This window comes from Mesorhizobium sp. M4B.F.Ca.ET.058.02.1.1, from assembly GCF_003952505.1.
GTDB lineage: Bacteria > Pseudomonadota > Alphaproteobacteria > Rhizobiales > Rhizobiaceae > Mesorhizobium.
Genome location: NZ_CP034450.1, coordinates 5,323,289 through 5,336,276 on the forward strand (window position 1 = coordinate 5,323,289; position 12,988 = coordinate 5,336,276).

Sequence of the window (12,988 nt, forward strand, 5' to 3'; positions counted from 1 at the left end):
CGTTACGGCAGTTTCTCTTGCGTGATCAGACCCTTGCTGAACATGACCGGTTCAGCATTCGCTCGCTCCCGGTTCCGGATCATGCTCAGCTCCCATCCGGCTGGCGCATGTCGATGTCGCTGAGATAGGCGACCACGGTGGCATGGGATGTCGCCGCCGTCAGCACACCGATCACCAGCACCATCAAGCCGACGCCGAGATAGCCAGCCGAGCCGATGGCGAAATTGCCGAACAGGGCTGTCGCCTGGTCCGCCTGGGGCGTGGCCATGTTGCGCGACGACCACCAGGAAAAGACGATGAAGACCAGGATCGCGGCAGCGCCTCCTGCGGCGGCGCCCTTCATGCCGGTGACCAGGAAATGCCAGCGAAATTCGCGCGCGATGAAGCGCGCCTCGGCACCGACGAAATGCAGCACCTCGATGATATGGCCGTTGCCAGCCATAGCGCCGCGCGTCGCGAACACCACTGTCAGCACCGTCGCCGACAGCATCAGCACCAGTACGGCGATGCCGATGGTCACCGTGGTGCGGGCCATGGCCACGAGCCGGTCGACCCAGGTGCGGTGGTCGTCGAGTGCCGCGCTCGGCAGTTTGGGCGCGATCGCGGCGCGCATCGCCGCAAAGTCGGGCGGGCTGTTCTCGTCAATGGTGACGATCACCAGGCGCGGCACCGGCAATTCGTCGATGTTGAGGCCTGTGCCCAGCCACGGCTCCAGCAAGCGGGCGGTAGCGTCCCGGTCGATGATTTTGGTGCCCTTGACGCCGGGAAATTCGCTGGCGATCTGTGAGGCCTGAGCCAGCGCGGCCTCCATGTCGAGGCCGTCGACCGGCTTGATCTGGATCGTCGCCTCGCGCGAGATCTGGTTTTCCCACACCGAGGCGGTGTCGCGCACCAGGGTCACGGCGCCGAAGGTCAGGCAGGACAGGAAGGTCATGATGGCGATGACCAGCACCAGCGCCCGTCCGGCGATGTTCTGAGCCGGCACGATCGGCGCCATCCTGCGCTGGGCGCGCTGCATCACGCCAGTCATCTCGGCCGGCTGGTCATGGAGATGTTCGGCGGAAAGCTCAGTCATAGATATCCAGCCTTCCGCCGGCGAGGATCATGCGTCGCGCGTCGACCTGCTCCATCAGGCCGAGGTCGTGAGTCGCGATGACCACGGCGGTGCCGAGACGGTTGAGCTCGATAAACAGCCGAAGCAGCCGGCGCGCCAGCGGCGGGTCGACATTGCCGGTCGGTTCGTCGGCGAGCAGGATCTCGGGCTGCTCAATCAGCGCGCGGGCGATCGCGGCGCGCTGCTTCTCGCCGCCGGAGAGCACCGGCGGCAGCACATGCATGCGCTCGCCAAGACCGACCCATTTCAGCAATTCGGTCACGTCGGTGCGGTAGCTCGCCTCCTCGCGCCCGCGCACGCGCAGGGGCAGGGCGACGTTCTCATAGGTGGTCATATGGTCGAGCAGGCGAAAATCCTGGAACACGACGCCGATGCGGCGCCGCAGATGCGGCAGCTCGCTGCGCGAGATGCGCGAGCGGTCCTTGCCGAAGATGGTGATCAGCCCGCGCGTCGGCTTCAGCGACATGAACAGAAGGCGCAGCAGCGTCGTCTTGCCGGCGCCGGAAGGCCCGCTCAGGAACTGGAAGGAGCGCTCCGGTATGTGCAGGGAAATGTCGCGGAGGATTTCCGGACCCATGCCATAGCGGAGGCCGACATTTTCGAAGCGGATCACGTTCGGCGACCTGGAACTTGCGGCGGCGAAACGCCAGCCCTTTCTCTCAAAAGACCATCGGCCCGCATGGTTAACCCTTGGTTAATTTTTGATGCTTTTCGATGCATCACCGGGGTTCCGGTGGGGAAGCGTTAACCATTTGCGTTTACCCAAAAGAAACGAACAGCGAACAGGTGCTTTCAGTACTGGAGCCATATGGCTAAGGATCGAACCGCGCGCCCGGTTTCCGGCGAAATCATGGCCGGGCTGGGGACAAGTGCCGCGCTGCAACCGCGCGGGCCGGTGATCGACATCGTCGATGCCGATTACGAGGTGCTGCCGCGTCTTTCCGCTATGCCGGAAGCGCCGGCGGCGTCGCCTTCCCGCGCGACCGCCACGCCTACCATCGAAGGTATGGACATGCTGCGCAAGCCGGAGGCTGCGACCGAGCGGCAGCCGGCATCGCGCGGCGGACCGCTTTTCTGGATTGCCGGCGTCAGTGCGGCGCTGGCCGCCTTCTGGGTCTCCGGCGGCCATGCGCTGGTTCGTCAATCGCCGTTCTGGAAGGCCGCGCAACCGGCGGCGGTGTTCAGCATATCGGACATCACGTCGCGCATCGACGCGTCGGGGCTGAAACCTGTGTTGTTCGTCGACGGCGAAGCCGCCAATGACGGGGCGCAGGCCGCGCAAATGCCGCCGCTGGAGATCCGCGTCACCGGCAATGACAGCCAGGTCACCCGCTATACGCTGGGGACATCCGGCCGCTCGCTGGCGCCCGGCGAAAGATTTGGCTTTTCCAGCCGCCTCGATGTGCCTAGAAACGGCGTGAAGGCCGTGGCGGTCAACTTCGCCGGCTAAGGCGGAACAGCATCGCGCGATCCGGCGCAAAATCAAGAAGTTCTACAGCGCGTTCGCTGGCCTGAAGGTCGCGGTCCTGTAGGCAAAACGCCTGGAGGGCGAAAATGCCAGTTGTGCGCGGCAAGGATATCGAGGTCCTGTTTTCGGCGTCGGCGATCGCCCGCCGCAATCTCGAGCTCGCCAAGGAGATCGCCGGGCGCGACTACCATGACCTCCTGGTGATCTCGGTGCTGAAGGGATCGTTCATCTTCGCCGCCGACCTGATCCGGGCCATGCACGATGTCGGCCTGTCGCCCGAGGTCGAGTTCATCTTCATTTCCAGCTACGGCGCCGGAACCACCAGCGGCGAGGTGAGGGTGCTACGCGACATCGACAACGAGGTCGCCGGCCGTGACGTGCTCCTGATCGACGACATCCTTGAATCCGGCAAGACGCTCTCCTTCACCCGCGACCTCATGCTGTCGCGCGGCGCCAGAAGCTGCGCTATCGCCGTGCTGCTCGACAAGCGCATGCGCCGCCAGACCGCACTCAACGCAGACTATGTCGGCTTCGACTGCCCTGACTATTTCGTCGTCGGCTACGGCATGGACGTCGCGCACGCCTTTCGCGAATTGCCCTTTGTCGGAATCGTCAAGGGCGACGCCTAGGCATTCTCGGGGCGCTGGAGCGAATTCTGAAAAGGCCTCATCGACGTTTCAAATTTTCAGAAAACGTCAACGTTTCACCGCCATGTATCTTGCCATGGCAAAGCTTCTGATCGTCGAGGACGATGAATCCGTCCGCACTCTCGCCGCCCGCGCGCTCGAACGCGACGGGCACAGCGTGGCAGTCGCCTGCGATGGCGCCCAGGGCCTTTCTCTCATCGAGGCGGCGCGGGGCGGCTATGACCTCGTCGTCTCCGATATCCGCATGCCGGAGATGGACGGCATCGAGATGGCCACCGCGGCGGCGGCGCTGTTCCCGTCGATGAAGATCATGCTGATGACCGGCTATGCCGACCAGCGCGAGCGCGCCGAGGAATTGAACGGCATTATCCTCGACGTCATGCAGAAGCCTTTTACCCTCGCCGAAATCCGCGCCCGCGTCGGACGCGCCCTGAACTGCTTCGCCTGAGGTTCCGCGCCGGAGGCCCGCCCGGCACGATAGTCCAGGAATCGCATTGCGTTCACGTCGCGGTGGTCGGCGATCACGCCGTGTCGCCTGTCGGCACGAGCAACGGCGGAGCTGCTCTTAGCCGCTCGGTGCGGAAGGCAAGCAGGCCGGCGCCAATGATAAGGGTGGCACCCAGCACGGTCGCCGAGTGTGGCACCTCGGCGAAGAACAGGAAGCCCCACAGCGGCGACCAGATGATGCCGGTATATTCAAAAGTGGCGACGCGGTTGGCCTGCGCAAGCCGGTAGGCCTGCGACAGCAGGATCATGCCGGCCGAGGCGACGAAGCCGCAGGCCGCCATCTTGAGAAGGTCGGGCAATGCCGGCCAGATCCAGGGCCGCACCAGGAATTCGAGGCTGGGGTGGACGGCGTGCTCTATCCCGGCAAGCCGGAACAGGCCGGCGACGAGCAGCGCACCGGTCAGGTAGGCGCCGTTCTGGTAGAACGCCATGACGGTGGAGGATTCGGTGTCGCTTATCTTGCGGGCCATCAGCTGCGAGAGGCCGTAGAGGAAGGCGGAGCCGAGCGACAGGAGCGCCGCCCAGTCGAACAGTCCGGCGCCCGGCCGCAGCATGACGAGGACGCCGAGCAGACCGATCAGGACAGTCGCCAGCGTCTGCCAGGAGACCCGTTCGCCAAGATAGGGCCCGGCAAGCGCCATGATGAACAGCGGCGCCATGAAATAGAGCGCCACCGCGTCGGCCAGCGGCAGGGCGGCGATCGCCAGATAATAGGACGTATAGGACGCGAACTGGATGAAGGCGCGCAGCGTCAGCGTGCCGAAGCGCTTCGAGAGCAGGGCTTTCAGCCCGACATCGGCGTGCACGATAACGATCAGGATCGGCAAGGCGACGATAGCGCGGATCGCCATGACCTCGGTAACCGGGTAGAGGCCCGACACCGCCTTGACGAGCGGATCCTGGAGCGAAAACACCAGCACGCCCAGACAAAGGCTCAGGATGCCAAGCACCATCCTGTTCTGCATAGGATTCGGCCCCCCGATTCGCGCGATCCCAAACCGACGCATGCGGTAAAAAAGAACCCGCCACCGTTCCAGGCAGCGGGTATGAGTGAGGACTCGATTGGTCCGCAGCCGGTTTCAAGGGCTGCATATCCAATGGGTGAGGCGACTATCCTCCGGCGTTTGACATGTTGCAAACGAATTGGAATGATGCCAGCAATCAAAATTGCTTATGGTGGATGCGATGAAGCCGACGCTCGACAGCGATCTCCTGCGCACCTTCGTTGCGGTGGCCGAAACCGGCAATTTCACCAAGGCGGCGGAGCAGGCGGGCCGTACCCAGTCGGCGGTGTCGATGCAGATGAAGAAGCTCGAGAGCATGGTTGGCGACAGCCTGTTCGAGCGCGGCTCGCGCGGCGTGGCGCTGACACGGCGCGGCGGCGAGCTGATCGGCAATGCCAGGCGCATCGTTTCGCTGCTCGACGAGACGGCAGCGTCGATGGCGGCGGCGCCGCTTGGCGGCCCGGTGCGCATCGGCATTCCCGAAGAGTATGGCCATGCCATACTGTCGCGCGCCCTTGGCGCGTTTTCGACGCGCCACCCGAAGGTCGAGGTGACGGTGCGCTACGCGCATTCGGGCGCGCAGACAGCGGCGGTTACCGCCGGCGAGCTCGACCTTGCGGTTGTCTTCGAATGGCAGGATCTCGCGGGCGGCGAGGTGCTGATGCACGACCCGACCGTCTGGGTGACGTCCGAGACGCACCACAGGCACGAGGAGCGGCCGGTGCCGATCGCGCTCTACAGCCGTGACGGCTGGTGCCGCGACTTCGCCATCAAGTCGCTGGAACAGCGCGGCCTTGCCTATCGCGTCGCCTACACCAGCGACACCAATGGCGGCCTCAAGCTCGCCGTCACCTCCGGCCTGGCGATCGCGCCGATCTCGCGCAGCAACATCCCGGCAGGCTGCCGCGAGCTGACCGCCGCCGACGGCTTCGGCGACATCGATTCCTCCAATGTCGTGCTGCACCGCAATCCGCTCGCCGCCGGCGAAGCGATCGACAGCATGGAGAATGCCATCCGCGAGGCGTTCACGCTGACGCCCGGCGCGCTCCTCGACGCCTGACTTGCGCTGCTTCAATCCGGTGGGGCGGTGGCGGCTCCGTTCCTACCCTGGCGGCGTGCTCTCGGAGAAGGTCAGACGGTTGCCGAACGGGTCGTCGACGGTGACCTCTCTCGTTCCCCAGGGCGTCTCTTCCAACCCCGGCCTGGCGTAGCGGTATTTCTTCACCGTCAGCTCCCGATGCAGCGCCGCTATGTCGGCCACTTCGACGCGGATATGGGAGCCCGGCGAACCGTCGCCATGATGCTCGCTCAGATGCAACTCGCAGCCGTCGCGGGCAATGCCGGTGTAAAGCGGCGCACTGTCGTCGAAACGGTGCTCGAACCGCACCTCGAAGCCGAGGAAGCCGAGATAGAATTCATGCGCCTTGGCGACGTCGAATATGCGCAATATCGGAGTGACGGCACCGAGCTTCGGCATGGCGTTGCGACCGTTGGGAAGGGGCGGGCTATTTCAGTTCCAGCAGCCGTTCGAGATAGCTGCGTTCGATGTCGGGGCTGAGCGCGTTGCCGAGCCGCTTCCGGATCGCTTCCAGGATCTGGCGCGCGCGCTGGACATCGATCTCGTCAGGCACCTTCACCGAATTGCCGTCGTCGGGCCCGCGCGTGGCGCGCGGTCGGCCGAGCGGGTCGCGGTCGGCATCCTGCTGGCGGCCGCCCTGCTCGCTGCCGCCCTGGTCGCCCTGCATGGCCTGCAGCTGCTTCATCATGTCCTTGGCGCCACGGCGCAGCGCCTCCAGCGCGCGGCCCTGATGGCCGACGGCCTGGTCGCCGTCGCCTTCGCCGAGCGCCTGCTCGGCATTGCCCATCGACTTGCCGGCATCGCCAAATCCCTCATTGGGCTGCATGCCCATGCCTTCCAGGCCCTTCTTCAACTGCTCGAGGTCGTTTTGCAGCTTGCCCTGGCCTTCCTGCAACTGCTTCAGGGCGTCGGCGAACTCCTGCGGCGTCATCTGCCTCGGACGCGCGAGCGGGTCGCGATCCTCGCCGGGGCCAGGCCTGTCCTCGTCCTGGCCGCCGCCGTTCTCGCCGAGCTGCTCGTCGCGGTTCTCGCCGCGCTGGCGCTGGCCGCGCTGCATCTGGTCCATGCGGAAGGTGTCGTTCATCATCTCCTGCTGGCGCCGCATGATCTCGCCCAGCTTGTCCATCTGCTGGCGCATCTCGCTGTCCTGCTCGCCGCCCTGCTGCTGGCGGCCGGCCTGCAGGTTGTTCATCATGTCCTGCAATTGCGACAGCAACTGCTGGGCGCGGTCGCGATCGCCGGATTTGGCCAGGTTCTCGATCTCGTCCATCATCCTCTCGATGTCGCTCTGGCGCAGTTCCTGGCCGTTCTGCTGCATCTGCGGCGCGTTCGGGTTCTGCTTGGCGCGCTCGGCGAACTCCTGCAGGAACTCGTTCATGGCCTCGCGCAGTTCCTTCATCGCCTTGTCGATCTCTTCGTCGCTGGCGCCCCTGTTGATGGCATCCTGCAGCGCCTGCTGCGCCTGGCGCAGCCGCCGCTCGGCGGCCGACAGATTGCCCTCCTCGATGCCGAGCGCGATTTCCCAGAGATAGGACACGACATTGCGCAGCTGGTCGTCATTGTCGGCCATCTTCAGCCGGCTGCGGGCGCTCATGATCGCGAGGTAGTGCGCCATGTTGTCGAACGTGTCCTCGGGGCGCAGCGTGATGGCATCCATCAGCTCGAGCACGCGCGGCTTCGAATTGGCGTCGAGCCCAAGCATGCGGCGCTGCTCGATCACTGCGCGCGCCAGCGGGTTGGCGAAGGGCCGCTCCGGCATCATCAGCGTCTTGGTCTCGCTGGTCGCGGTGTGGCCGGCGTCGTCGGTAGCGGTGAGCGTCAGCTTGATGCTGCCACCGGACCAGACGTGCTCGGTCAGGTCCTTGCTGGTCTTGGCGGCGTTGCCCTTGCCGCCACGCCGCGGCACCGCCAGCGGCATGTCGGGCGGGCCATAGAGAGGATGCGCGTTGGGTGCCTGCGGGTCGGCGAGCGCGAACTCCGCCTTGGCCGAGGCCGCGCCATAGTCGTCGTCGATCTGGTAGTTGAGCTCGAAGGCGCCGTTAACGGCGCGCTTGGGCTCGCCGGCAAAGCGGATCGCCGGCGGCTTGTCCGGAATTACGGCGAAGGCCCAGTGGCCGAGATCGTCCTCGCCTGATTTCAGCGTCAGCACGCCGTCGCCGGTCAGCTTGCCGGTGAACTGGCGCACTTTTGGCGCTGCTGTCGACACCGGCTTGGCGGCCTGCGGTCCGGCCGGGTCGATGGCGCGGGCATTGCCGTCCTTGTCGGCAAAGCTCAGCGTCTCCTCGCCCGAGCCACCGGTGACGCGCAGCGAGACATCGCTGCCCTGCGGCACGGTGAAGGTGGCGGCCGCCTGGTTGGCGTCGGCGGTGAGGAAGAGCGGCGGCTTGCCGGTATAGGCAGGTGGCGTCACCCAGGCGTCGATGCGCGGCGGAACGGCGTCGCGCGCGGCGCGGGCGACGAAGCCGTCGCTTATCCGGCCGCCTGACGGACCGAAGGAGAAGGCGAAGGCGGTGACCAGGAGCAGCGCCGCGACGGCGCGCAGGCCCCAGCGGTCGCGCTCCGGAACGCGTGCGCGCGGCCGGTCGGCGCCAAGACTGCCCAGCCGTTCAGCCATGCGCTTCTGGTGTTCGCGCCAAAGCGCCTGCGAGAAAATGCTTTCCTGACCGCTCGGGCGGTCGGTCTGCACCTGCACCGGGCTATGCAGCAGTTCATTGGCCGCTTCGATGCGCCGGTCGATCTCGGCTGCCGTCGGCAAGCGGAAGACGCTCAGCGGGTAGAGCGCTGCGAGGGCGGCTATGGCGAAGACAATCAGCACGCCGATGCGCGCGACGTCGGGCAGAAGCGGGAACAGGCCGAGCCAGGAGATGCTGAGGAACAGGCCGGCAAGGATGAGCAGCGGCAAAAGCAGCGGCCAGCCACGCTCGACCACCATGGAGGACCGCGTCGCCAGCCGGCTCAGGGCAAGACGCCCGGCCAGGCCACGATTGCCGCTGGAAGTGGGTCGTTGCGTCATCGGCCTTCCTGTCCGGGCGGGATGGCCCGAACCTCAGGACTAGAAGTGTACCAGCAAACACGGCAAAGGCGAGGCGGGTTCCAAAAACGTGAACCGTTCTTTCCGCTTTATGGTCAGAATTTTGCGGGGTCGGTGTTGGAGCCGCAGACCAGAACCGCGATGCGCTCGCCCGGCGAGGGCTGGTAGCGGCCGGAGAGCACCGCCGCGAAGGCCGCGGCACCGCCCGGCTCGGAAATGATTCGCACCCGGTCCCAGAGCGCCTTCTGCGCGGCGACGATGTCATCGTCGCTGATCAGGAGCGAACGCTCGACATAGGCCTCGGCGATCGGGAACATCATCTCTCCCACGCGCTTGGGTGCCAGAGAATCGGCGGCTATGCCTTCGGCTGGCGCATCGACTGGCCGGCCTGCCTCGAAGGCGCGATAAAGCGTCGGCGCGCCCTCCGGCTCGACGGCGATGATCCTGATGCGACCGGCGAACCAGGCGGCGATGCCGCCGATCAGGCCGCCGCCGCCGACGGCGACCAGCAGCGTGTCTATTTCCGGCAGATCGGCCTCGATCTCGAGGCCGAGTGTGCCTTGCCCGACCAGCGTTTCCTCCTGGTTGAAGGCATGGATCTGCAGTGCGCCGGTGCTTGCGGCAAAGTCCTCGCTGGCGGCCAGCGCCTCGGCATAGCGCGCGCCGCCGACGACCAGTTCGGCGCCATAGCCGCGAATGCGCGCAAGCTTGGCCGGCGGGCTTACCTCGGGAACGAAGATGGTGGCCTTGTGACCGAGCCGCATGGCGGCATAGGCGACCGCCGCGCCGTGATTGCCGCCAGACGCGGCGACCACGCCGGCCGCGGGCACTGAACGCTCCAGCAGGTTGGTAAAGGCGCCGCGCGCCTTGAACGAACCCGAATGCTGCAGGCATTCGAGCTTGAGGCCGACGGCGAGAGGCGCCTTGCCGAAATCGGCCATGTCGACGCGCAGCACCGGCGTGTGGCGGACGTATGGCCGGATGCGCGGCTCCGTCGCGGCGATGCGTTCGCGGGTGATGGTGCTGGGGTTGCTCATAATTCGCTTCCTAACCGTGCCGGCTGTTGTGCACACCAGCCAGGATGAAACTCGTGGCGCCGCCTGTCTACCTCAGCCACTCCGGGATCGAATCCAGTCCGATCAATTCGTCATAGGTCTGGCGCGGGCGCACGACATGAAAACGGTCGCCGTCGACCAGCACTTCCGGCACAAGCAGCCGGGTGTTGTAGGTGCCGGCCTGCACCGCGCCATAGGCGCCGGCAGTGGCGACGGCGATGAGATCGCCGGCCTTCAGCCGCGGCAGGTCTCGATCGAGGCCCAGGAAGTCGCCGGTCTCGCAGACCTGGCCGACCACGTCGACCGTCATGCGCGGCGCTGCCGCCGGCTGCTGCAGTACGGGGCGGATGTCGTGGAAGGCATCGTAAAGCGTCGGCCGGATCAGGTCGTTCATGGCGGCGTCGACGACGAGGAAGTTCTTGGCGTCGCCTTCCTTCACGAAGATGACCTCGGAGACCAGGATGCCGGCATTGCCGACGATCAGCCGGCCCGGCTCGAACATCACCTTCAGGCCGAGCTTGGTGACGTGCTTCCTGACGATCTCGGCATAGGCGTCGGGCAGCGGCGGCGGACTGTTGTCGACGCGGTAGGGGATGCCGAGACCGCCGCCGAGATCGACATGCTCGATGGAATGGCCGTCGGCGCGCAGCGCGCCGACCAGTTCGACGAGCAGCGCGAAGGCGTCGTCGAAAGGCTGCAGCTCGGTGATCTGGCTGCCGATATGGGTGTCGATGCCGGTGACCCTGATGCCGGGCAGTTCCGCGGCGCGGGCATAGACTTGTCGCGCCCTTTGCCATGCAATGCCGAACTTGTTTTCGGCCTTGCCGGTGGAGATCTTCTTGTGCGTCCTGGCGTCGACGTCCGGATTGATGCGCAGCGAGACCGGCGCGACCTTTCCGAGCGCAGTGGCGCGGGCCGAGAGCAGTTCAAGCTCCGGCTCGGATTCGACGTTGAAGCAGAGGATGCCGGCCGAAAGCGCGAAATCCATCTCACGCGCGGTCTTGCCGACGCCCGAAAACAGAATCTTGCCGGCCGGGATGCCGGCGGCAAGCGCCCGGCGCAATTCGCCTTCCGACACCACGTCGGCGCCGGCGCCTTGCCTCGCCAGGGTCTTCAGCACCGCCTGGTTGGAGTTCGCCTTCATGGCGTAGCAGACCAGCGTGTCGAGCCCGGCGAAAGCCTCCTTGAAGACACGGAAATGCCTGGTCAGCGTCGCCGTCGAATAGCAGTAGAAGGGCGTGCCGACCTGTGCCGCGATGTCAGGTATGGCGACGTCCTCGGCATGCAGCACGCCGTCGCGATAGTCGAAATGGTTCACGAGAGTGGTTCCGGAAGTTGAAGCACGATGAGATCGGTGATCTCACCGACTCTAGAGCAGTGGGTCGAGGATGAACTTCTTGTCCTCGACCGGTTTTTCCGGCTCCGGCGGCACGGGCTGATGCGCCTTCTCGGCATCCTTGCGCGCCTGCACGGCCGCCTCGTAAGGCGTGTCGAGGCCGGTCCTTCGGCCGCAGGCCGTGACGGTAGCCACCGCCGCGAGCAGCGCGAGCGTCACCAAAATCCTGCTTGCGGTCATCGATCCCATCCGTCGGAGAAAATTCGTCGCCTGCTTCTAGCGAAAATTTATGGCCTTTGCACCCCGGCAAATCGGGCGGTCGCCCGGCTCACGCTTTGGCAAGCCGCTTTTTCCAATAGCGGATCTGCTTGCGCACCTCCGATGGCGCCGTGCCGCCGAAGCTTGTGCGGCTCTTCACCGAGTTCTGCACGGCAAGCACGGAGAAGAGGCCCTCGGTGATACCGGGATGGATCGACTGCAGATCCTCGAGTGAAAGCTTCTCCAGCCCGACCTTCTTGTCCTCGGCCAGCGCCACGGCGCGGCCGGTGACGTGATGCGCCTCGCGGAAGGGCAGGCCGAGCGTGCGCACCAGCCAATCAGCAAGATCGGTCGCGGTCGCGTGGCCCGAGCCGGCGGCCTTCTTCATGGCGGCGGCATTGACGGTCATGTCGCGCACCATGCCGGTCATCGCCGCCAGCATCAGGTCGAGCGTCTCGGCGGCGTCGAAGACCGATTCCTTGTCTTCCTGCATGTCCTTGCCATAGGTCAGTGGCATGCCCTTCATCACCGTCAAAAGGCCGACGAGATGGCCGTTGACGCGCCCGGTCTTGCCGCGCACCAGCTCGGCGGCGTCGGGGTTCTTCTTCTGCGGCATGATCGAGGAGCCGGTGGAGAATGAGTCCGACAGCCGGACGAAGCCGAATTGTGGCGTCGACCAGATGATGATCTCCTCGGCGAGCCGCGACAGGTGGGTGGCGCAGATCGCCGCAACAGCAAGGAACTCCAGCGCGAAATCGCGGTCGGAAACGCTGTCGAGCGAATTGCGCATCGGCTCGCGGAAGCCGAGTGCCTTCGCCGTCTGGTGGCGGTCGATGGCGAAGCTGGTGCCGGCAAGGGCCGCCGCGCCGAGCGGGCTCTCGTCCATCCGCTCGATGGCGTCGCGGACGCGCGACAGGTCGCGCGAGAACATCTCGACATAGGCCATGCAGTGGTGGCCGAAGGTCACCGGCTGCGCCGCCTGCATGTGGGTGAAGCCCGGCATCACCGTCGCCGCATGCTCCTCGGCGCGCTCGAGGAAGGCCGCGATCAGCCCTTTCAGCGCCTCGGCGACGCGGAAGCACTCGTCCTTGACCCAGAGCCTCAAATCCACCGCTACCTGGTCGTTGCGCGAACGGGCGGTGTGCAGGCGGCCGGCGGCGGGGCCGATGAGGTCGGCAAGACGCGCCTCGACATTCATGTGGATGTCTTCCAGCCTGGTCGAGAATTCGAATGTGCCGGCCTCGATCTCTTTCAGGATCGTGTTCAGCCCGTGAGCGATTTTATCTTGATCGGCCGCCGAAATAATGCCCGTTTCAGCCAACATCTCGCTGTGGGCGATCGAACCTCTTATGTCCTGCGCATAGAGTTTGCGGTCGAACGAGATCGACGCGTTGATCGCTTCCATGATCGCGGCCGGACCCGAGGCAAAACGTCCGCCCCACATCTGGTTGCTGGCCTTCTTGTCGCTCATAGCTATAACCCGTGCTCCG

The 12,988-nt window shown here is 65.6% G+C and carries 13 protein-coding genes; 4 read left to right on the forward strand and 9 right to left on the reverse strand.

Annotated elements, in window-relative coordinates:
- Window positions 1-85 precede the first annotated feature (85 nt).
- Both EJ073_RS25865 and ftsE read right to left on the reverse strand, forming a co-directional pair.
- Complete coding sequence (locus tag EJ073_RS25865; protein WP_126058088.1) at window positions 86-1,075, reverse strand: ABC transporter permease; 990 nt, start codon at window positions 1,073-1,075, stop codon at window positions 86-88.
- The gene (gene ftsE / locus EJ073_RS25870; protein WP_023757234.1) at window positions 1,068-1,727 is read right to left on the reverse strand and encodes a cell division ATP-binding protein FtsE; all 660 of its coding nucleotides are present in this window, start codon (window positions 1,725-1,727) and stop codon (window positions 1,068-1,070) included. Before ftsE ends, EJ073_RS25865 begins: the two co-directional genes overlap by 8 nt.
- Window positions 1,728-1,922: 195 nt before the next feature.
- On the opposite strand from ftsE, the gene EJ073_RS25875 reads away from it, so the two are divergent.
- The 3 genes from EJ073_RS25875 to EJ073_RS25885 all read left to right on the forward strand — a co-directional run bounded on the left by EJ073_RS25875 (window position 1,923) and on the right by EJ073_RS25885 (window position 3,677).
- Complete coding sequence (locus EJ073_RS25875; RefSeq protein WP_126058089.1) at window positions 1,923-2,564, forward strand: hypothetical protein; 642 nt, start codon at window positions 1,923-1,925, stop codon at window positions 2,562-2,564.
- 104 nt (window positions 2,565-2,668) lie between these two features.
- Window positions 2,669-3,211, forward strand: coding sequence for a hypoxanthine phosphoribosyltransferase (gene hpt, locus EJ073_RS25880; protein ID WP_126058090.1), 543 nt, complete (start codon window positions 2,669-2,671; stop codon window positions 3,209-3,211).
- A gap of 94 nt (window positions 3,212-3,305) precedes the next feature.
- A complete protein-coding gene (locus EJ073_RS25885) occupies window positions 3,306-3,677 on the forward strand; it encodes a response regulator (RefSeq protein WP_126058091.1) in 372 nt (123 codons plus the stop codon).
- A gap of 73 nt (window positions 3,678-3,750) precedes the next feature.
- Here EJ073_RS25885 and EJ073_RS25890 read toward each other — a convergent pair whose 3' ends face one another.
- Complete coding sequence (locus EJ073_RS25890) at window positions 3,751-4,701, reverse strand: DMT family transporter (protein WP_126058092.1); 951 nt, start codon at window positions 4,699-4,701, stop codon at window positions 3,751-3,753.
- A gap of 220 nt (window positions 4,702-4,921) precedes the next feature.
- Here EJ073_RS25890 and EJ073_RS25895 point away from each other — a divergent pair, with 220 nt between their 5' ends.
- Entirely contained in the window at window positions 4,922-5,800 is an 879-nt protein-coding gene (locus EJ073_RS25895) for a LysR substrate-binding domain-containing protein (RefSeq protein ID WP_126058093.1), read from the forward strand.
- A gap of 42 nt (window positions 5,801-5,842) precedes the next feature.
- Here the strand turns inward: EJ073_RS25895 and EJ073_RS25900 are convergent, their stop codons facing one another.
- From EJ073_RS25900 to argH, 6 genes are all read right to left on the reverse strand, one after another.
- Window positions 5,843-6,217 carry a glyoxalase superfamily protein gene (locus EJ073_RS25900; RefSeq protein WP_126058094.1) on the reverse strand — a complete coding sequence of 125 codons (375 nt, stop codon included), beginning with the start codon at window positions 6,215-6,217 and terminating at the stop codon, window positions 5,843-5,845.
- A gap of 28 nt (window positions 6,218-6,245) precedes the next feature.
- Window positions 6,246-8,831, reverse strand: a complete 2,586-nt coding sequence (locus EJ073_RS25905) for a TIGR02302 family protein (protein ID WP_126058095.1) — start codon at window positions 8,829-8,831, stop codon at window positions 6,246-6,248.
- A gap of 113 nt (window positions 8,832-8,944) precedes the next feature.
- Window positions 8,945-9,886, reverse strand: a complete 942-nt coding sequence (locus EJ073_RS25910; RefSeq protein ID WP_126058096.1) for a threonine/serine dehydratase — start codon at window positions 9,884-9,886, stop codon at window positions 8,945-8,947.
- Window positions 9,887-9,953: 67 nt separating this feature from the next.
- Entirely contained in the window at window positions 9,954-11,222 is a 1,269-nt protein-coding gene (lysA, locus tag EJ073_RS25915) for a diaminopimelate decarboxylase (protein WP_126058097.1), read from the reverse strand.
- 51 nt (window positions 11,223-11,273) lie between these two features.
- Window positions 11,274-11,480 carry a lipoprotein gene (locus EJ073_RS25920; RefSeq protein ID WP_126058098.1) on the reverse strand — a complete coding sequence of 69 codons (207 nt, stop codon included), beginning with the start codon at window positions 11,478-11,480 and terminating at the stop codon, window positions 11,274-11,276.
- 88 nt (window positions 11,481-11,568) lie between these two features.
- Window positions 11,569-12,969 (reverse strand): argininosuccinate lyase, encoded by a 1,401-nt coding sequence (gene argH, locus EJ073_RS25925; RefSeq protein ID WP_126058099.1) that lies wholly within the window; start codon window positions 12,967-12,969, stop codon window positions 11,569-11,571.
- Window positions 12,970-12,988 lie beyond the last annotated feature (19 nt).

Bases quoted from the DNA above. Each gene is read 5' to 3' on its own strand.
- EJ073_RS25920 (WP_126058098.1), bottom strand. From the start codon at position 11,480: ATGACCGCAAGCAGGATTTTGGTGACGCTCGCGCTGCTCGCGGCGGTG.
- EJ073_RS25865 (WP_126058088.1), bottom strand. From the start codon at position 1,075: ATGACTGAGCTTTCCGCCGAACATCTCCATGACCAGCCGGCCGAGATG.
- EJ073_RS25900 (WP_126058094.1), bottom strand. From the start codon at position 6,217: ATGCCGAAGCTCGGTGCCGTCACTCCGATATTGCGCATATTCGACGTC.
- EJ073_RS25885 (WP_126058091.1), top strand. From the start codon at position 3,306: ATGGCAAAGCTTCTGATCGTCGAGGACGATGAATCCGTCCGCACTCTC.
- EJ073_RS25895 (WP_126058093.1), top strand. From the start codon at position 4,922: ATGAAGCCGACGCTCGACAGCGATCTCCTGCGCACCTTCGTTGCGGTG.
- EJ073_RS25910 (WP_126058096.1), bottom strand. From the start codon at position 9,886: ATGAGCAACCCCAGCACCATCACCCGCGAACGCATCGCCGCGACGGAG.
- EJ073_RS25875 (WP_126058089.1), top strand. From the start codon at position 1,923: ATGGCTAAGGATCGAACCGCGCGCCCGGTTTCCGGCGAAATCATGGCC.
- EJ073_RS25905 (WP_126058095.1), bottom strand. From the start codon at position 8,831: ATGACGCAACGACCCACTTCCAGCGGCAATCGTGGCCTGGCCGGGCGT.
- hpt (WP_126058090.1), top strand. From the start codon at position 2,669: ATGCCAGTTGTGCGCGGCAAGGATATCGAGGTCCTGTTTTCGGCGTCG.
- EJ073_RS25890 (WP_126058092.1), bottom strand. From the start codon at position 4,701: ATGCAGAACAGGATGGTGCTTGGCATCCTGAGCCTTTGTCTGGGCGTG.
- argH (WP_126058099.1), bottom strand. From the start codon at position 12,969: ATGAGCGACAAGAAGGCCAGCAACCAGATGTGGGGCGGACGTTTTGCC.